Source organism: Streptomyces xiaopingdaonensis (assembly GCF_000262345.1).
Classification (GTDB): domain Bacteria; phylum Actinomycetota; class Actinomycetes; order Streptomycetales; family Streptomycetaceae; genus Streptomyces; species Streptomyces xiaopingdaonensis.
In genome coordinates, this window is record NZ_AJTQ01000353.1 from 1 (window position 1) to 17256 (window position 17256).

General features: G+C 73.2%; 16 protein-coding genes and 1 pseudogene. 11 read left to right on the top strand and 6 right to left on the bottom strand.

The window, feature by feature from the left end:
- From UWG_RS31180 to UWG_RS0126605, 3 genes are all read left to right on the top strand, one after another.
- On the top strand, positions 1-959 hold a 959-nt coding region (locus UWG_RS31180), incomplete at its 5' end, for an acyl-CoA dehydrogenase family protein (protein ID WP_016910235.1).
- A 13-nt stretch (positions 960-972) separates the two neighbouring features.
- A complete protein-coding gene (locus tag UWG_RS0126600) occupies positions 973-1845 on the top strand; it encodes a MaoC/PaaZ C-terminal domain-containing protein (protein ID WP_016910236.1) in 873 nt (290 codons plus the stop codon).
- 78 nt (positions 1846-1923) lie between these two features.
- Positions 1924-2571, top strand: coding sequence for a PaaI family thioesterase (locus UWG_RS0126605; protein WP_033196396.1), 648 nt, complete (start codon positions 1924-1926; stop codon positions 2569-2571).
- A 65-nt stretch (positions 2572-2636) separates the two neighbouring features.
- Here UWG_RS0126605 and UWG_RS34160 read toward each other — a convergent pair.
- Positions 2637-2729, bottom strand: a pseudogene (locus tag UWG_RS34160) (TetR-like C-terminal domain-containing protein); the annotation flags it as partial.
- Positions 2730-3293: 564 nt separating this feature from the next.
- Positions 3294-4913, bottom strand: coding sequence for a steroid-24-oyl-CoA synthetase (gene casG / locus UWG_RS0126610; protein ID WP_016910238.1), 1620 nt, complete (start codon positions 4911-4913; stop codon positions 3294-3296).
- A gap of 189 nt (positions 4914-5102) precedes the next feature.
- On the opposite strand from casG, the gene UWG_RS0126615 reads away from it, so the two are divergent.
- From UWG_RS0126615 to UWG_RS0126645, 7 genes are read left to right on the top strand one after another with little or no spacing between them, the layout of a single operon-like run.
- Entirely contained in the window at positions 5103-6341 is a 1239-nt protein-coding gene (locus UWG_RS0126615; protein ID WP_016910239.1) for an NADH:flavin oxidoreductase, read from the top strand.
- Positions 6342-6356: 15 nt separating this feature from the next.
- On the top strand, positions 6357-8024 hold the full coding sequence (casI, locus tag UWG_RS0126620) for a steroid-22-oyl-CoA synthetase (protein WP_016910240.1): 1668 nt from the start codon (positions 6357-6359) through the stop codon (positions 8022-8024).
- A gap of 51 nt (positions 8025-8075) precedes the next feature.
- Positions 8076-9239 carry an acyl-CoA dehydrogenase family protein gene (locus UWG_RS0126625; RefSeq protein WP_016910241.1) on the top strand — a complete coding sequence of 388 codons (1164 nt, stop codon included), beginning with the start codon at positions 8076-8078 and terminating at the stop codon, positions 9237-9239.
- Entirely contained in the window at positions 9236-10171 is a 936-nt protein-coding gene (locus UWG_RS0126630) for a bifunctional MaoC family dehydratase N-terminal/OB-fold nucleic acid binding domain-containing protein (protein WP_016910242.1), read from the top strand. Before UWG_RS0126625 ends, UWG_RS0126630 begins: the two co-directional genes overlap by 4 nt.
- On the top strand, positions 10172-11413 hold the full coding sequence (locus UWG_RS0126635; RefSeq protein WP_016910243.1) for an acyl-CoA dehydrogenase family protein: 1242 nt from the start codon (positions 10172-10174) through the stop codon (positions 11411-11413).
- Positions 11410-11883: a MaoC family dehydratase gene (locus UWG_RS0126640; protein ID WP_016910244.1), complete on the top strand. Its 474-nt coding sequence runs from the start codon at positions 11410-11412 to the stop codon at positions 11881-11883. The genes UWG_RS0126635 and UWG_RS0126640 overlap by 4 nt, the downstream gene beginning before the upstream one ends.
- On the top strand, positions 11880-13055 hold the full coding sequence (locus UWG_RS0126645; protein ID WP_016910245.1) for a lipid-transfer protein: 1176 nt from the start codon (positions 11880-11882) through the stop codon (positions 13053-13055). Before UWG_RS0126640 ends, UWG_RS0126645 begins: the two co-directional genes overlap by 4 nt.
- Before the next feature lie 670 nt (positions 13056-13725).
- Here the strand turns inward: UWG_RS0126645 and UWG_RS0126650 are convergent.
- The 4 genes from UWG_RS0126650 to UWG_RS0126665 form a co-directional block, all read right to left on the bottom strand.
- Positions 13726-14520 (bottom strand): SDR family oxidoreductase, encoded by a 795-nt coding sequence (locus UWG_RS0126650; RefSeq protein WP_016910246.1) that lies wholly within the window; start codon positions 14518-14520, stop codon positions 13726-13728.
- A 66-nt stretch (positions 14521-14586) separates the two neighbouring features.
- The gene (locus tag UWG_RS0126655; protein ID WP_016910247.1) at positions 14587-15387 is read right to left on the bottom strand and encodes an SDR family NAD(P)-dependent oxidoreductase; all 801 of its coding nucleotides are present in this window, start codon (positions 15385-15387) and stop codon (positions 14587-14589) included.
- Positions 15384-15875: a nuclear transport factor 2 family protein gene (locus UWG_RS0126660; protein ID WP_029391795.1), complete on the bottom strand. Its 492-nt coding sequence runs from the start codon at positions 15873-15875 to the stop codon at positions 15384-15386. The genes UWG_RS0126655 and UWG_RS0126660 overlap by 4 nt, the downstream gene beginning before the upstream one ends.
- Positions 15876-15986: 111 nt before the next feature.
- A complete protein-coding gene (locus UWG_RS0126665) occupies positions 15987-16886 on the bottom strand; it encodes an LLM class F420-dependent oxidoreductase (RefSeq protein ID WP_016910249.1) in 900 nt (299 codons plus the stop codon).
- A 148-nt stretch (positions 16887-17034) separates the two neighbouring features.
- Between UWG_RS0126665 and UWG_RS0126670 the strand changes: the two genes are divergently transcribed.
- A partial coding sequence (locus UWG_RS0126670) for an SDR family NAD(P)-dependent oxidoreductase (protein ID WP_029391796.1) occupies positions 17035-17256 on the top strand: 222 nt, incomplete at its 3' end.

The window sequence follows — 17256 nt, forward strand, 5'->3', positions numbered from 1 at the left end:
TCATCGCGGAGGAGCTGCAGGCGGCGGGGCTGCGCCCCGTCGACCTCGTCATCGGCGCCTGGGTCGTCCCCACGCTCGTCGCGCACGGCACCGACGGGCAGCGGGACCGCTTCCTGCCGCCCACGCTCCGCGGCGAGGTCACCTGGTGCCAGCTCTTCAGCGAGCCGGACGCCGGGTCCGACCTCGCCTCGCTGACGACGAAGGCCGAACGCGTGCCGGGCGGCTGGCGGTTGACCGGCCAGAAGGTGTGGACGTCGATGGCGCGCGAGGCCGACTGGGGCATCTGCCTCGCCCGCACGGAACCGGAGGCGCCGAAGCACTCCGGGATCTCCTACTTCCTGCTCGACATGGCGAGCCCGGGCCTCGACGTACGGCCCCTCCGAGAGATCACCGGAGACTCGCTCTTCAACGAGGTCTTCCTCGACGGCGTCTTCGTCCCCGACGACTGCCTCGTGGGGAAGGCGGGCGACGGCTGGCGGCTCGCCCGCACCACCCTCGCCAACGAGCGGGTCTCGCTCTCGTCCGGGTCCTCGCTCGGCGCCGCGGAGGAGACGCTCCTCCGACTCGCGCGCGACGAGCGGGACTCCGACCCCTCGCGCACGGAGACCCTCGGCCGTCTCCTCGCCGCCGCGCACTCCTGCGCACTCCTGCGGCTGCGTTCGACACTTCGTTCGCTCGCCGGGGAGCAGCCGGGCGCGGAGTCGAGCATCGCCAAACTGATCGGCGTCGAACACCTCCAGGAGGCGTGGGAGACAGCGGTGGAGTGGCGCGGCGCGGACGCGCTCTGCGGCGCGCGGCAGCCGCGGGACGCGACGTGGTGGTTCCTCAACTCCCGCTGCATGTCGATCGCCGGCGGCACCACGGACGTCCAGCTCAACATCGTCGGCGAACGCCTCCTCGGTCTCCCGCGAGACCCGGAGCCCGCCGCCCCGATCCGCAGCCGACCCGACGCCGGTTGAGAAAGGCCCACCCGTGCCCATCGACGTGACCGCAGCCCTCGCCGCCGAACCCGCCACCACCCGGCTCACGTGGACGGAGCGCGACGTCCTCCTCTACCACCTCAGCCTCGGCGCGGCGGCCGACCCCGTCGACCACGCGCAACTCCGGTGGGCGTACGAGGAGCAGCTCCGGACGCTGCCGACCTTCGCCGTCGTCGCAGGCCGGGGGATCTCGGCGGGCGGGGCGCAACCGCCGGGGCTCCAACTCCCCGGCGTCGACGTCGACGTGCGCCGCATCCTCCACGCCGGCCAGCGGCTCCGGCTGCACGCACCGATACCCGCTGCGGGAGCGGCCCGGCTCGCCTCGCGGACCAAGGCCGTCCACGACAAGGGGAAGGCCGCCCTCGTCGTCGTCGAGCAACGGGCCACGGCGGACGACGACACGCACCTGTGGACGGCCGAACTGGAGCTGTGGGCCCGCGGCGAGGGCGGATTCGGCGGCGACCGCGGGCCCGCGGCAGGTCCGTCGGCGCCGGACCGCGCGCCAGACCACGTGCTCACCGTGCCGACGTCGCCGCGGCAGGCGCTCCTCTACCGCCTCAACGGCGACCTCAACCCGCTCCACGCCGACCCGGACACCGCCTCCGCCGCAGGCTTCGAGCGCCCGATCCTCCACGGGCTCGCCACGTACGGGACCACTTGCCGGGCGGTCGTCGACGAACTACTCGGCGGCGACCCCTCGTCGGTCGCAGGGTTCGACGCGCGCTTCGCCGGGACGCTCACGCCCGGCGAGACCCTCCGCGTCCGCGTGTGGCGCGAGACCGCCGGGTGGCGCCTCACCGCCGACTGCCCGGAACGCGGGTGCGCACCCGTCCTCGACCGGTCCTTCCTCGCCCTCGCGGAGTGAACGGCCGGCTGTGCGGCGTACGTTGACCGCTGCCAGGATGCGCGGACGCCGATCCTTGCCGAGACGAGCGGAGTGAAGATGCAGCAGACCACCACGGGGGAAGCCGACGGAGTCGCGCTCAGTGCCGAGCCGGGCGCACGCCCGGCGGACGAGGCGGTAAGCGCACTGCGCCGCGTGCAGCGCGCGCTGCTGCGCGGCGGCGGCACCACCGCCGCGCTCGCCGACGTCGCGGCCCGACTCCACGCCCTGGCCGACGAGTTGGAGACGACCGCACCGCCCACCGAGGACCGCATGGCCGAGATGTGGCAGGCGACGCCCCCGCGCCACGACCCCGTCACGGGCCCCGAGAACCCCCTTGCCCCACCGATGCGCCTGCACGGCCGCGCAGACGGCTCCGTCGACGGCACCACCGTCCTCGACCTCCCGTACCAGGGCCCACCCGGCCACGTGCACGGCGGAGTGACCGCCCTCCTCCTCGACCACACCCTCGGCACCGCCAACGCCTGGGCGGGCACCTCCGGCATGACGGCCGAACTCACCCTCCGATACCAGCGCCCGACGCCGCTCTTCGAACCGTTGGAGGTGGCGGCGCACCAGGTCGCGGTCGAGGGGCGGCGCATCCGCACGTCGGGCACCGTTTCGGCGCGGGGCCGGGTGTGCGTGCGTGCCGAAGGAGTCTTCGTCGACAAGAGACTGCCGAAGCCGCGGGCGCGTGTCGGGCCGTGACCGATGTGCACCGCAACTTCCGCGAGTGGACGCCTCGTTGGCGGTGCGGAGCGCCGGGACGGTCGTCAGACCGTCGCGAGCCGGTCCACCAGCAGCTCCACCCACCGCTCGGTGTTCTCCGGAGGCAGCCGTCCCGCACGGGTCAGGGTCGCGAGCCCTGCTGGTCGCCGCGTTTGCCCGGGCCCGCGGGCCGACACCGCACCGGCAGGGGGTCGTACGAGCGCGGCGGGTCTCCGGTGTTCGGGAGCGCAGCCGCTGTTGGGAGACGTCGCCGGGCGAGACGACTCACTGGAGGAAAGCGAGGTGAAAACCGCGGGCGGTTCTCGTGCGACTCGCTCACGTCCTCGCCTTGCGTGGCCGGGTTCCGGTCGCCGCGGGCGTGGAGGGCGCGTCGAGGAAGGAGCGGCCCGCCCTCGCGGCCCCGGGCGTCCTCGGCCCCGTCGCTGAACGAGGGCCCGTCCAGGGTGCCGAAGAGGCGCGGGTGCCCGTCCTTGGGCAGCGGGGAGGTGGGCGCGTCCGGTGGGAGGTCGGATCAGTCGACGGAGGCGATCAAGGGCGGGCAGCGGGCCGCTCGACGTAGCGTGGGGAGCCTCCGAACTCGCCGGCGACGGGGCGCCGTCCTTCCCCGCGGGCCGTAACTCGGTACGCACCGGCGGAGGTCACATACTGGGCGCCCCGCCACGCGGGCGCACTCGGGGCGCCCAGCCCGCCCGCCCCTGCCCTCACCAGCACAGATCCCGTCGCAGCACCTTGCCCGTCGCGTTGCGCGGTAGCGGCTCCCGGGTGAGGCGCCACCTGCTCGGCACCTTGAAGTAGGCGAGGCGTTCGCGGGCGAAGGCGTGCAACTCGGCCTGCGTCGGCCCGTGTTCGGCCCTGACCACCACGACGGCGGCCACCTCCTCGCCCAGGTCCTCGTGCGGTGAGCCGAGCACCGCGCACTCGGCGACACCCGGGTGCTCCTCCAGGCAGTACTCCACCTCGGCCGGATAGACGTTCTCCCCGCCGCGCAGGATGAGATCGGACCGGCGCGCCGCTAGCCACAGCATCCCCCGCTCCAGCCTGCCGATGTCGCCGGTGCGCAGCCAACCGTCCCCGTCGAGAACGGACTCGGTCGCCTCCTCGTCCTGCCAGTACCCGAGCATGTTGAAAGGGCTGCGGACGTGGATCTCGCCGTCCTCGCCCTCCGGCAGCGCCTCCGAGAGCGGACCGCGGATCTCCACCGCGACGGTGACCGTCGGGTACCCGACGCTGCCGGGGTTGCGTCGCAGCACCTCGCCCGCGGCCACGGCGACCGAGGTGCTCGTCTCCGTCAACCCGTAGCTGTCGACGAGCGCGTGCGCCGCCGCCGGAAGTGCCTGCCGCAGGCGGCGTTTGAGCGCGTCGGAGGAGGGCGCGGAGGCCAGGGCCACCGCCGTCAGCGAGGAGAGGTCGTACCGGTCGAGGTCGGGTGCGTCGAGGAGGCGCTGCGCCATCGTCGGGACCGCGCCCCAGTGGGTCACCCGTTCGGACTCGATGAGGCGCAGCACGCGCGCCGCGTCGAAGGCGCCCTGGTGCATCACGACAGTGGAGCCCGTGGCGAGGCGCGGCACGGCGAGGTTGTGGAGCGAAGCGATGTGGAAGAGCGGCGAGGTGAGGAGGTAGCGGTGCGGGCCCGCGGCGCCGGCCGCCGCGGCCACGGCGTCGCTGAGCCGCAGGTACTCGACGACGGCGAGCAGGTTGCGGTGCGAGTGCACCGCGCCCTTGGGACGGCCCGTCGTCCCGCTGGTGTAGACGATCACCGCTGGGTCGTCCTCGTTGCCACGCGGCTGCGGGAGCGGCGCGTCCGCGTCACCGACGAGGCGCGGCAGGTCCTCCTCGACGGTGAGCACGGGCACCCGGCACCCGTCGAGGAGCTGAGCGCGCGCGGCGTCCGCGACGACGACCGAGGGGGTGCTGTGCCCCAGCGCGTACGCCACCTCGCGCGGCGACCACCAGGAGTTGAACGCCACGACGACCGCACCGAGTGCCTGCGCCGCCCAGAACGCCACCACCCACTCGGGGCAGTTCGCCGCCAGCACCGCGACCCGGTCGCCCTTGCCGACGCCGTACCCGTCGCGGAGCGCGCGGGCCAACGAGGCCGCTTGCGCCGCGTGTTGCGCGAACGTGAGGCGCCGGTCCGCCGTCACCAGGTACTCCGCCTCGCCGCGGGCCGCCGAGGCGGCGAGGAGGTCACGCAGCGAGCGGTGGCGGTGGCGGAAGACGGGCATCGTCGCGCCCCGCACCGATTCGTCGTGGATCTCGAACTCCGCGCCGGGAGCGGTGAGTTCGGTGAGGGCGGCGGCGGGGTCAGCGTACCGGCGCATGGCGGTCCCCTCTCGGCGGTCTGCGGGGAGGGAACGTCTCACGCCGTGTTGCGGCAGCCCGTGCCGTCTCCCGGTGAGCGGGACGGCCGGGGCCGCCCGGTCCTGGCCGTCGCTAGCGTCCGCACCACGCACCCTGCGACGGCCGACGCGTCGCCGCGGTGACGACCACGCCCCACCGAGGAGGCCCTCGTGAACCCCCGCCCCACGCAACCCACCGCAGCGCCCGACCCGCTGGCACCCGCTCGCCTCGGCCCCCTCGAACTGCGCAACCGCACCATCAAGGCGGCGACCTACGAGGGGCTCAGCCGCCACGGGCTCGTCACCGAGGAGCTCATCGACTTCCACCGCCGCCCCGCGGCCGGCGGCGTCGGCATGACCACGGTCGCCTACTGCGCCGTCGCCCCGGACGGCCGCACCGACCGCCACCAGATCCTCTGGCGCCCCGAGGCCGCCGCGGGGCTGCGCAAGCTCACCGACGCGGTGCACGCCGAAGGCGCCGCGATCTCGGCCCAGTTGGGCCACGCGGGCCCCGTCGCCGACCCGAAGGGCAACAAGGCGCCGGGCCTCGGTCCCGGCCGGATCTTCCACAAGACGACGTTGAGCGTCACCAGAGCCGCGACGCTCTCGGACATCCGGCGGGTCGTCCGCGCGCACGGAGACGCGGCGAGGATGGCCGTCGAGGTCGGCTTCGACGCGGTCGAGGTGCACCTCGGCCACAACTACCTCGCCAGCTCCTTCCTCAGCCCCAAGCTCAACCACCGCGGCGACTCCTACGGAGGCAGCCTGGAGAACCGCGCCCGACTCGCCAGGGAGACGGCACGTGCCGTGCGGGACGCGGTGGGCGACCGCATCGCGATCATCGCCAAGCTCAACATGGACGACGGCGTCCCCGGCGGCTTCTGGCTCGACGAGGCGATCCGGGTGGCCGAGTGGCTCGAGGAGGACGGCTCGGTCGACGCGCTGGAGATGACGTCGGGCAGTTCCCTCGGCAACCCGATGTACCTCTTCAAGGGCGACGCACCGCTGGACGACTTCGCCGCCGTCATGCCCCAGCCGATCAAGCTCGGTGTGAAGCTCCTCGGCAAGCGCATCCTCCGCGCCTACCCCTACAAGGACGCCTACCTCCTCGACGACGCGCGGCAGATCCGCGCCGCCGTCAAGCTGCCGATGATCCTCCTCGGCGGCGTCACCTCGAAGGAGGTGATGGACACGGCGATGGCGGAGGGGTTCGAGTTCGTCGCCATGGGACGGGCGCTGCTGCGGGAGCCCGACCTCGTCCACCGGATCGCCGACGACGAGCGCGCCCGCTCCCTCTGCATCCACTGCAACAAGTGCATGCCGACCAACTACACGGGCACCCACTGCGTCCTCGTCGATCCGGTCGGGCCGCGGGGCGAGGCGTGGCGCCAGGGGCGCACCACCGTCTGAACGCAGGAGGAGCACGTGGCCACCGACACCATCGCAGGACTGCTGCTCGCGCGGCTCGGCGACGGGCACCCGGGCGTCCGCACCACGGAGAGGTCGTACACCTGGGACGAGACGGTCCGGCACAGCGCGGCACGTGGTGCGCTGGCGCGCGCACTGCACGTCGAGGGGCGCCCTTTCCACGTGGGCGTACTGCTGGAGAACGTACCCGAGTTCCTTTTCTGGCTCGGTGGTGCGGCCCTCGCCGGCGCGACCGTGGTCGGGATCAACCCGACCCGGCGGGGCGCCGAACTCGCCGCCGAAGTCCGGCACACCGACTGCCAGTTGATCGTCACCGACCGAGCCGGTCTGGCGCTCCTCGACGGCCTCGACGTCGGCGTGGAGCGCGAGCGGTTCCTCCTCGTCGACGACCCGGACCACCACCGTCTGCTCGCCCGGCACACCTCGCCTCCGGCCGCCGAGGCGGCGGTCACCCCGCGCACGCAGTTGCTGCTCCTCCTCACCTCGGGCACCACGGGCACGGCCAAGGCGGCGCGGTGCTCGCAGGGGCGGCTCGCGGCGCTCGGGCACGCCAACGCCGCGAAGTACGCGATCGGCAGGGACGACGTCAGCTACTGCTGCATGCCGCTCTTCCACGGCAACGCGCTGATGGGACTCTGGGCCCCGTCGCTCGCCTCGGGCGCGGAGATCGCGCTCACCCCGAGGTTCTCCGCCTCCGGATTCCTGCCCGACGTACGGCGGTTCGGCGCCACCTACTTCACCTACGTCGGCAAGGCGCTCGGCTACGTCATGGCGACCGAGGAGCGTCCGGACGACGCCGAGAACACCCTCACCCACGGCTTCGGCACCGAGGCGTCGCCCGAGGACAAGGCCGGCTTCGCCCGCCGTTTCGGCTGCCGGCTGATCGAGGTCTACGGCTCCAGCGAGGGCAGCGGCGCCGTCCGCCAGGACCCCGCGGCGCCTCCCGGCGCCCTCGGCAGGCCGGCGCGGCCAGCGGTGCAGGTCGTCGACCCCGAGACGTTGGCGACCTGTCCCGCTGCCCGCCTCGACGAGCACGGCAGGGTGCGCAACGCGGAGGAGGCGGTCGGCGAGATCGTCGTCAAGGACGGCGCCGACGCTTTCGAGGGCTACTACCGCAACGAGGCCGCCGACGCCGAGCGCGTGCGGCACGGCTGGTACTGGACGGGCGACCTCGGCTACGTCGACGCGGCGGGCTTCCTCTACTTCGCCGGACGCGCGGGGGACTGGATACGCGTCGACGGTGAGAACACCTCGGCGCTCCGCATCGAGCAGGTGCTCCGCCGCCACCCCGACGTCGTCGCCGCAGGCGTCTACGCCGTACCCGACCCCCGTTCGGGGGACAGGGTGATGGCAGCGCTCGAACTCCGCGAGGGCGCCGGGTTCGACCAGGCGGAGTTCGCCGCCTTCCTCGCGGAGCAGCAGGACCTCGGCACCAAGCAGGCGCCGCACCTGGTCCGCGTCTCCCGCCGGCTCCCGGCGACCGGCTCCAACAAGGTGCGCAAACCCGCGCTCAAGGCGGAGGCGTGGCTCTGCGAGGACCCGGTCTACGAACGGCAGGGACGTGGCAGCCCTGCGTACCGCCCGCTCGACGCGGTCCGACGCGCCGCGCTGCGCGAGGAGTTCAGCCGCCACGGACGGCAGCGCTTCCTCCCGGGGCCGGGATGAGAGGCGCCCGCCCGTCCGTGGAGGAACACACCAGATGCGAGGAGGAGCAGCATGCAGCTGCGCGAAACACCGGAGCAGCTCCGGCTTCGGGAGGAGCTGCGGGGGTACTTCGCACAGCTCCTGCCGCCGGAGGAGCGACGCCGGGCCGCGGAGGAGGGCGTCGGCGGGGGGCGGTTCCGTGAGATCGTGCGCCGGCTCGGTTCGGACGGCTGGCTCGGCCTCGGCTGGCCTGTCGAGTACGGGGGCCAAGGGCGGTCGGCCGAGGACCAGTTCGTCTTCTTCGACGAGGTGCAGCGCGCCGGTGTCCCGTTCCCCTTCGTCACCGTCAACACCGTGGGCCCCACGCTGATGAAGCACGGCACCCCCGCGCAGCGGCGCCGCTACCTGCCCGGCATCCTCTCCGGCGAACGCGTCTTCGCCATCGGCTACACCGAGCCCGACGCGGGCACCGATCTCGCATCCCTGCGCACCCGCGCCGTGCGGGACGGTGAGGGATGGGTCGTCGACGGCAGCAAGATCTTCACCTCGGGCGCCAACACCGCGGACCACATCTGGCTCGCCTGCCGCACCGACCCCGAGGCGCCCAAGCACAAGGGCATCTCGCTGCTCATCGTCGACACTGGAGACCCCGGCTTCTCCTGGACGCCGATCGAGACCGTCGGCGGCCTGTCGGTCACCGCCACCCACTACAGCGGCGTCCGGGTGCCGGCGGACGGGCTCGTCGGCGAGGAGCACGGCGGCTGGCGGCTCATCACCGACCAGCTCAACCACGAGCGGATCGGTCTCGCGGCGCTGGGCGGGCGCACCCTCGGCCTCTGGCAGCAGGCGCTCGACCACGCACGCGCCACCGGGGCTCTCGAACTCCCCTGGGTGAGGCAGGAGTTCGCGCGGAGCCATGCCCGACTCGAAGCGATGCGGCTCCTCAACTGGAAGATGGCGGCCGCGGTCAACGACGCCACGCTCACCGGGGCCGACGCCGGCGCTGCCAAGGTCTACGGCACCGAGACGCACCTGGAGGTCTACCGCACCCTCCTCGGCGTACTCGGCGCCGCCGGCCGTATCCGTCCCGGCTCCCCGGGAGCCGCGCTCTCCGGGCAGCTGGAGCAGCTCTCCCGGCAGGGCGTCGTCAACACCTTCGGCGGCGGCGTCAACGAGGTCCTCCGCGACATGGTCGCCACAGGCGCCGGGCTCCCGCGTGCGAGGAGGGCGGCATGACACCGGACCTCACCCAGCGCCTGCAAGCCCTCGTCGGACGGGAGCTGGTGCCCGCAACCCCGGCGCAGGACGAGGTGAACCTCCCGATGATCCGGCACTGGGCGGAGGCGATGGGCGACGCCAACCCCGTCCACCTCGACGCCGACGCGGCGCGGGCCACCGGGCGCGAGGGCGTCGTGGCGCCGCCGACGATGCTCCAGGCGTGGACGATGCGGGGCTACGCGGCCCACCGGGACGGCGCCCGCCCCGCCCCGGCCGCGGCCGAGTTGACCGCGCTGCTTGACGAGGGCGGGTTCACCTCCGTCGTCGCCACCGACAGCGAACAGGAGTACATGCGGGAACTGCGGCTCGGCGACCGCATATCCGTCACCGAGGTCGTCGAGGAGGTCTCGCCGCGCAAGAGCACCTCCCTCGGGGAGGGGCACTTCGTCACCAGCCGCCGGACCTACCGCGACGCGGCGGGAGAGACCGTAGGCATCCAGCGCTGGCGCACCCTGCGCTACCGGCCGCCGGCGGCGCCCCGCGCCCGGCGTCCGCGGCCGGCGCTCAACCAGGACAACGCGTTCTGGTTCGAGGCGTGCAGGAAGCACCGGCTTCTCGTCCAACGCTGCGCCGACTGCGGCACGTTGCGCCATCCGCCGGGGCCGGCCTGCGGCGACTGTGCCTCCTTCGAGTGGGACACCGTCGAAGCGAGCGGCGCGGCCGTCGTCCACACCTACACCGTCGTCCATCATCCGCAGGTGCCGGCGTTCGACTACCCGCTCACCGTCGCGGTTGTCGAGCTCGCCGAGGGCACCAGGCTCATCGCCGAGCTCGTCGGCACGGCACCGGGCGAGGTGCGCATCGGGATGGACGTCGAACTCCAGTGGATCGACGCGGACGCCGAGTTGACGATCCCGGCCTTCCGGCCGGCCCGAGCGGGGAGCAGCTGAATGGACTTCGACCTCACCGAGGAGCAGGCAGCCGTACGGGCCCTCGCCGCCCAGGTCTTCACCGACCGCGCGACGCCCGAGCGGGTCCGTGCCGTCGAGCAGGGCCTTGCTGCCGAGCAGGGCAGTGCGGGCGGGCAGGGTCCTGTGGGCGGGCAGGGCGGTGCGGGCGGCCAGGGTCCCGTGGGCGGGGCCGCCGACCGGACCGACGGCGCGCTCTGGCGCGAACTCGCGGCGACGGGACTCCTCGCGCTTCCGCTGCCCGAGGAGCACGGCGGCGCCGGACTCGGTCTCCTCGAACTCTGCGCTCTCTTTCGCGAGCAGGGCCGCGCCACGGCGCCCGTACCGCTGTGGTCCGCGCTCCTCGCCGCACTCGCCCTCTCCGCACACGGCTCGCCCGCACAGCGGGACGCGCACCTGCCGGGCGCCGCCGACGGATCGTCCCGACTCGCCCTCGCCCTGGAGGAGTTCGGGCCCGCGGTCGCCGAAAGCCCGGCGACACGCGCCCGGCATGCCGACGCCGGCACGACGTTGACGGGTGTCAAGGCGGCCGTCCCCGGCCTCGCGGGAGCGGCCTCCGTCGTCGTCTCCGCGACGGACGCCGCCGACGGACGAGCCGGGCTCTATCTCGTGGACCCGCAGTGCGACGGCTGCACGACCGAGCCCGCCGAGACCACCGACCACCACCTCGCAGGACACCTCACCCTCGACGAGGCGCCCGCCGTGCCGCTCGGGGGCCCGGCGGCCCTGCCGCATCTCCTCGACCGCGCCCGCACCGCCCTCGCTGCCCTCCAAGCGGGGGTCGCCGAAGCGGCGTTGGCGCAGGCCGTCCGCCACCTCGCCGTACGCGAGCAGTTCGGTCGGCCGCTCGGCGCTTTCCAGGCTGTCGCGCACCAAGTCGCCGACTGCTACATCGACCTGGAGGCCATGCGCGTCACGCTGTGGCAGGCCGCCTGGCTCCTCGACACCGGGGGAGAGGTCGGCACCGCCGTCGAGGTCGCCAAGTGGTGGGCCGACGACGCGGGGCAGCGCGTCGTCCATCGGGTCGTCCACCTCCACGGCGGCCTCGGCGTCGACATCGAGTACCCCGTCCACCGCAATCTTCTGTGGGGCAAGCAGCTCGCCGGCACTCTCGGCAGCCCCGCAGCCGACCTCGACCGCCTCGGCGCACTCCTCGCCGCCGGCACCGGCGAGGCGGCGACGCCGCCGGCGCCGGAACCACCTCGGACGGAGGCCGCCCGATGAGCACACCCGCCGAACTCCCGTCCCTCGCCTACGCCGACGTTTCCACGGGCGACAAGCTTCCTTCACTGGAGATCCCCCTCACTCGCACACTCATCGTCGCCACGGCCCTCGCCTCCCGCGACTACCAGGACGTCCACCACGACCCCGACCTGGCGAGGGAGCGCGGCTCCCGCGACGTCTTCATGAACATCCTCACCACCAACGGACTCGTCGGCCGCTACGTCATCGACTGGGCGGGCCCGCACGCCCGACTCCGCGCCGTCCGCATCCGGTTGGGCGTGCCCAACCACCCGGGCGACACCATGACCCTCACCGGCGTGGTCGCCGAAACCAGGCCCGGCAACCTCGTCGACGTCCGCGTCCGCGGCTCCAACAGCCTCGGCGACCACGCAACAGGCACCGTGACCCTGCACCTCCCGGACGCCGCGGCGTTCCCGCAGCTCTCGGCCGCTCGTAAGGAGAACCCGTGACGCATCCGCTCGACGGCGCTGCCGCGATCACAGGGATCGGAGCCACCGAGTTCTCCAAGAACTCCGGGCGCAGCGAACTCCGGCTCGCCTGTGAGGCGGTGCTCGCCGCCCTCGCCGACGCCGGGATCGCGCCGTCCGAGGTCGACGGTCTCGTCACGTACACCATGGAGGGGAACCCGGAGATCCAGGTGGCGCGCTCCTGCGGCATCGGGGACCTGACGTTCTTCTCCCGAGTCGGCTACGGCGGCGGAGCCGCCTGCGCGACCGTGCAGCAGGCGGCCATGGCCGTAGCCACGGGGGCGGCCCAAGTCGTCGTCTGCTACCGGGCGTTCAACGAACGCTCGGGCGAGCGCTTCGGTGCGGGAATGCAGGACCGCCCCATGTCGTCGACGGCCGACCGCGCCCAGTACTCCTGGTTCACGCCGTTCGGGCTCCTCACGCCGGCGCAGTGGGTCGCACTCTTCGCCCGCCGCTACATGCACGAATACGGCGCTACCAGCGAGGACTTCGGACGGGTCGCCGTCCTCGCGCGCAAGCACGCCGCGGTCAACCCCGCCGCCTGGTTCCACGGCCGCCCCATCACTCTCGCCGACCACCAGGCGTCCCGCTGGATCTCCGAGCCGCTCCACCTCCTCGACTGCTGCCAGGAGACCGACGGCGGCCAAGCTCTCGTCGTCGTCTCGTCCGAGCGTGCCCGCGACCTGCCGCACCGTCCGGCCGTCATCCGCGCCGCGGCCCAGGGCTCCGGCGACGACCAGCAGATGATGACGAGCTACTACCGGCCCGACATCACCGGGCTCCCCGAAATGGGCGTCGTGGCACGCCAGTTGTACGCACAGAGCGGACTGCTTCCGCGTGATGTCGACGCCGCCGTCCTCTACGACCACTTCACCCCGCTCGTCCTGCCGCAGTTGGAGGAGCTCGGCTTCTGCGCACGCGGCGAGGCCAAGGACTTCATCGCCGACGGCCACTTGGAGGTGGGCGGCTCGTTGCCCACCAACACCCACGGCGGTCAGGTCGGTGAGGCGTACCTGCACGGGGTCAACGGCATCGCGGAAGCGGTACGGCTCCTGCGCGGAACCTCCTGCAACCAGCCGGAACACGTCGAGCACGTCCTGGTGACGGCGGGGACCGCGGTGCCGACGAGCGGGCTGGTTCTCGGAGTGGGATGAACCGCCCCCGGGTTGCCGCGTCCCGAGGGCAGACGTCGGGGCGGACAGCGGTGTGGGTCCGGCCGAACCGCAGCTCGCGGTGGTTGCCTTCCTCTCCGGACCGGTCCGCCAACTCTCGTGCCGGTTCGCCTCGCCCGTGTCGTCACTCCGGTGGCAGCCGCAAGTCCGAGCAGGGCGCGGCCTGCTCGCGCCGTTGGTGGGGGATGCCTCGGTCACGGTGGACCTCCCGAGTCTGCGTGGTCGTGTGCTGCGGGCACCGTCTGCGGCTCGTGCCGGACGGGGAGCAACGGGCTGACGGGGTTCAGTCTCTGGGATCGCCAAGAGGGATCTCGGCTGCGTTTTCGCAAAGTCCCTGGTGAGGCAAGTGCGTTGCCGCAGAGTTCATTCATGCGGGTGGTGGAGTTATCCACAACCGCCTGGTATTCCACAGGAAACAAGCAAGATCAGCGATTCGCCTCCCGAACGGGCACAGTGTGCCTCGGAGGTGAGGCGGATGAGCGCACAGTGCGCACGGCTCAGGGGTTGTCCGCAGACGGAGGGAGGCCGGATCGAACGGTCCTCGGAAGGCATGCGGTCAGGGGCACGCGGCAGGCGGCGCCTGCCGTCTCCCGGCAGGACGTGTGCAGGGCGGCTCGCAGCGTGCTTGCTCCGACGGCTGCTCCGGTTCTCCTCACAGATCCGGGTAGGGCATGGGCATGTTCGAGGCGAGCAGCCCTCCGTCCACCGCCAGAACCTGCCCCGTCATGTAGGCGCCGGCAGGGGAGGCGAGGTAGAGCACCGCAGCGGCGATCTCCTCGGGGCTTCCGATGCGGCGCAGTTGGGCGGAGTCCTCCAGCGTGCGGAGGATCGCCGGGTCGGTGGCGGCGAAAGTTTCGAGCGCCTCGGTTCGGACCGCCCCGGGGGCGACGGCGTTGATCCGGATGCGCGGATTGAGCTCGTCGGCGAGGAGGCGGACGGCGTGGTCGAGCGCGGACTTCGCCGCCCCGTAGGCCACGTACCCCCGGCCGACGAGATGCCCGATGGCGCTCGAGACCATCACGACGGAGGCGGCATCGGAGGCGGCGAGATGCACGACGGCCTCCCGCAGCAACCGCAGGCCGTCGACGACGTTCCGGTCGTAGGCGTTCCGGAGCGCGGAGTCGTCCGTCTTGAGGAACTGCCCGGGTCCGGTGCCGCCCGTGACCCCCACGACGACGTCGAGTCGCCCGAGCGCTCCCACCGTCGCCTCGACCGCCTGCCGTGTCTCGTCCGGGTTCCCGGCATCGGCGCGCAGGGCCAGCGCTTTGCGTCCCAACGCCCGGATGCGGTCGGCCACTTCATCGATCTGTGTCCGCGTCCGTGCGAGGACGGCGACATCCGCACCGGCCTCGGCGAGCGCGAGGGCGCTCGCAGCACCGATACCGCGCCCCGCGCCGGAGACGAGCGCGACACGGCCGTCGAGTCGGAACTGGCTGAGGACACTCATGCGGCCTGCTTTCCGCCCTGCTGCGGGCGTTCGTCGGATGGGTGCTGTCTGCGGGACGTGCGGCGCTCAATCGGCCCCCTCGGGCTCCGGTCCCCAGGCGACGCCGTTGATGTGCGCGCCACCGTCCACGAAGAGCGTGTTGCCGGTCAGGTAGCGGCAGCCCTCGCCCGCGAGGAAGGCCACCACGGGGGCGACGTCGTCTTCCGGATCACCGAGCCGCCCCATGGGGTTGGCCGCTTCCGCTTCCCTCGCCGTATGCGGCCGCACCGAGGCTGCCCGCCGAAAGGCGGCGCTGTGTGCCGCCGGGCAGACGGCGTTGACCACCACCCCGGTCGCTGCCCACTCGCGCGCCGCCGTACGGGTCAAGGTCCGGAGGGCTTCCTTGGCGGCGTTGTACTCCAACGTCCCCCTGTGTGCGTCGATTCCGCTGAGCGAGCACATGTTGACCACGCGCCCCCAGCCCCGCGCCCGCATCGAGGGAAAGGCGGCCTGCATCGCCCACAGCGGCCCGTGGAAGCCGACGTCGAAAGCCCGCGAGAGCTGGCCGTCGGTCTTCTCCTCCACCCCTCCCACGTCGGCCGAGCCCCACGCGTTGTTGACGAGGATGTCCAGACGCCCCCATGCGTCGAGCGCCGCCGCGACCGCGGCCTCCACTTCGCCGCGGTCCGAGACGTCGGTCCGTACGAACCGCGCCCGGCCGCCGAAGCGTTCCTTGATCTCCCGTGCCGCACTGCGCCCGCTCGACTCGTCGATCTCCGCGACGACCACCTTCACGCCGTCCGCGGCGAGACGCATGGCGACCCCGCGCCCGACGCCGTCCCCGGCCCCCGTCACCAGCGCAACCCGTCCGGCGAGGGGCGCCTTCACCGCGGCTCTCCCATTCCCTCGGCGAGCAGGGCAGGGGACTCCGTCCGTCCGTCGAGAACCCGGCTGGTGCGCGAGGTCACCTGCCATCCCGCCGAACCCCTCTGTAGGCGCCAGTGATTGGCGGTGGCACGGCGGAGCCGGTGCCCTTCCGCCCCGTGGACGACCATCAGCGAGTGGCCGACGGCCACCGCCTCGTCGCCCTCCACTGTGACGTGCGGCGGTCCGACGACGTGCGCACAGCCGTCTGCGATCCACCGTGGGTGCCTGCCGCTGCGCACCATCGCGGCGATCTGCTCGCGCCCTTCCATGCGGATCTCGTCGACGTCATAGACACCGTCGGGTGCCCAGAGCGCGGCAACGGCATCGGCGCACCCCGCGTCGACGAGCGGACCGTAGGCAGTGATCAGCCGAGTCACTGCCCGCTCGTCCTCCAGGCGAGCGAGCCGCTCCTCCAAGTCGGAGATTCTTGCGCCCTGTTCGTCGCTCATCCCGCTGCCTCCTCGCAGTACTCCGCCGTCCTGGGCGGGCGCCTGTGCCGAGCCCGTGTCCGTCGCCGCGTGCCAGGCGAAGGCGTCGCCCGGCCGGCGCCGCGGCATGCCCTATCCCGCACGGGTGCCGTCCTCGGCCGTTCCCTCGAACTCGCAGCCGGCGTCCTGCGCCTGCTCGCGCAGTGCCTCCAACTGCTCCACGTAGTGCTCGGCGGAGGCAGCCCGGATGCGCACGCCGGCGACGGTCGCGCCGGCGGCGCGCGTGCGCTGCAGCGCCCGGGCGCAGCCGCCTGGGTCACCGAGCGGGTCGATCGAGGCGGAAGGGCCGAGCACCACCTCGAACCCCGCGGGTGTGCCTGCGTCCGCGAGCAGTTCGGCGATCCGCTCCAGCGGCAGACCGAACGGCACCCAGCCGTCCCCGAGTTCGACGGCGCGCCGCAGCGAGCGTCGCGTCCGACCGCCGATCCAGAACGGCACCCGCCGCTGCACGGCGTGCGGTTCGACGACCATCCCCTCGAACCGGTACGTCTCCCCGCGGAACTCCGGCACCCGGCGTCCGAGAGCCGCGCGAAGGGCGCGCAGCGCCTCGTCGGCCCTGGCGCCGCGGCCCTCGAACTCGGCGCCGAGAAGCGCGAACTCCTCGCGGAGCGAGCCGACACCCAGCCCCAGCACCACCCGTCCGCCGCTGAGCGCATCGAGTGTTCCGTACTCCTTGGCGAGCTGGAGCGGGTGGTGGTAGCCGAGGACCAGCACCTGTGTCGCGAGACGGATACGCCGCGTGTGCGCGGCGAGATAGCCGAGAGTGGGGCCCGGGTCCCAGTAGGTGCCGCCGCGCACCTCGGCGATCTCCTCGGGGACCGCAACGTGCTCACTGCACGTGAGGTGGTGGTATCCGAGCCGGTCGGCGGCCTCGGCGACCCGGGCGAGCACCCCGGGCCCGGCCTCCCGCTCCCACTCCCCGTGGGCTCCGGGCAGCCGTACGACGACGGGTGTGGTGATCCCGAGTTTCACAGCACCTCCTGGCCTCTCGACGTTCGTTCCTACCTGTCGGAAGCCCGTGCAGGCCCCGCCCGTCCCGCTGACCGGGAACCGCCCGGCCGCAGCCCGTCGCCCCGCCTACCGTCGGCGCCCGGTGGAAGCGTAGGCGTGGAGGCGGGCAGTGGAGCGATTCGACGGCACCAGAGTCCTGTTGACCGGCGGCGGGTCGGGCATCGGCCGGGCCACGGCGCTGCGCCTCGTGGCCGAGGGAGCGCAGGTCTGCGCGCTCGACCTCTCGGCCGAGGGCCTGGCCGCCACCGCCGAGGCCGCTACCGCTCAGGCCGCGAGTGCGCAGCCCGCGAGCCCCCGGTCCGCGAGCCCCCGGTCCGCGAGCCCCCGGTCC

What these genes read in the sequence shown, in the direction of transcription:
- UWG_RS0126635 (WP_016910243.1), top strand. Translation starts at nt 10,172, where the DNA reads ATGGACTTCGACCTCACCGAGGAGCAGGCAGCCGTACGGGCCCTCGCC.
- UWG_RS0126650 (WP_016910246.1), bottom strand. Translation starts at nt 14,520, where the DNA reads ATGAGTGTCCTCAGCCAGTTCCGACTCGACGGCCGTGTCGCGCTCGTC.
- UWG_RS0126630 (WP_016910242.1), top strand. Translation starts at nt 9,236, where the DNA reads ATGACACCGGACCTCACCCAGCGCCTGCAAGCCCTCGTCGGACGGGAG.
- UWG_RS0126625 (WP_016910241.1), top strand. Translation starts at nt 8,076, where the DNA reads ATGCAGCTGCGCGAAACACCGGAGCAGCTCCGGCTTCGGGAGGAGCTG.
- UWG_RS0126605 (WP_033196396.1), top strand. Translation starts at nt 1,924, where the DNA reads ATGCAGCAGACCACCACGGGGGAAGCCGACGGAGTCGCGCTCAGTGCC.
- casG (WP_016910238.1), bottom strand. Translation starts at nt 4,913, where the DNA reads ATGCGCCGGTACGCTGACCCCGCCGCCGCCCTCACCGAACTCACCGCT.
- UWG_RS0126640 (WP_016910244.1), top strand. Translation starts at nt 11,410, where the DNA reads ATGAGCACACCCGCCGAACTCCCGTCCCTCGCCTACGCCGACGTTTCC.
- UWG_RS0126660 (WP_029391795.1), bottom strand. Translation starts at nt 15,875, where the DNA reads ATGAGCGACGAACAGGGCGCAAGAATCTCCGACTTGGAGGAGCGGCTC.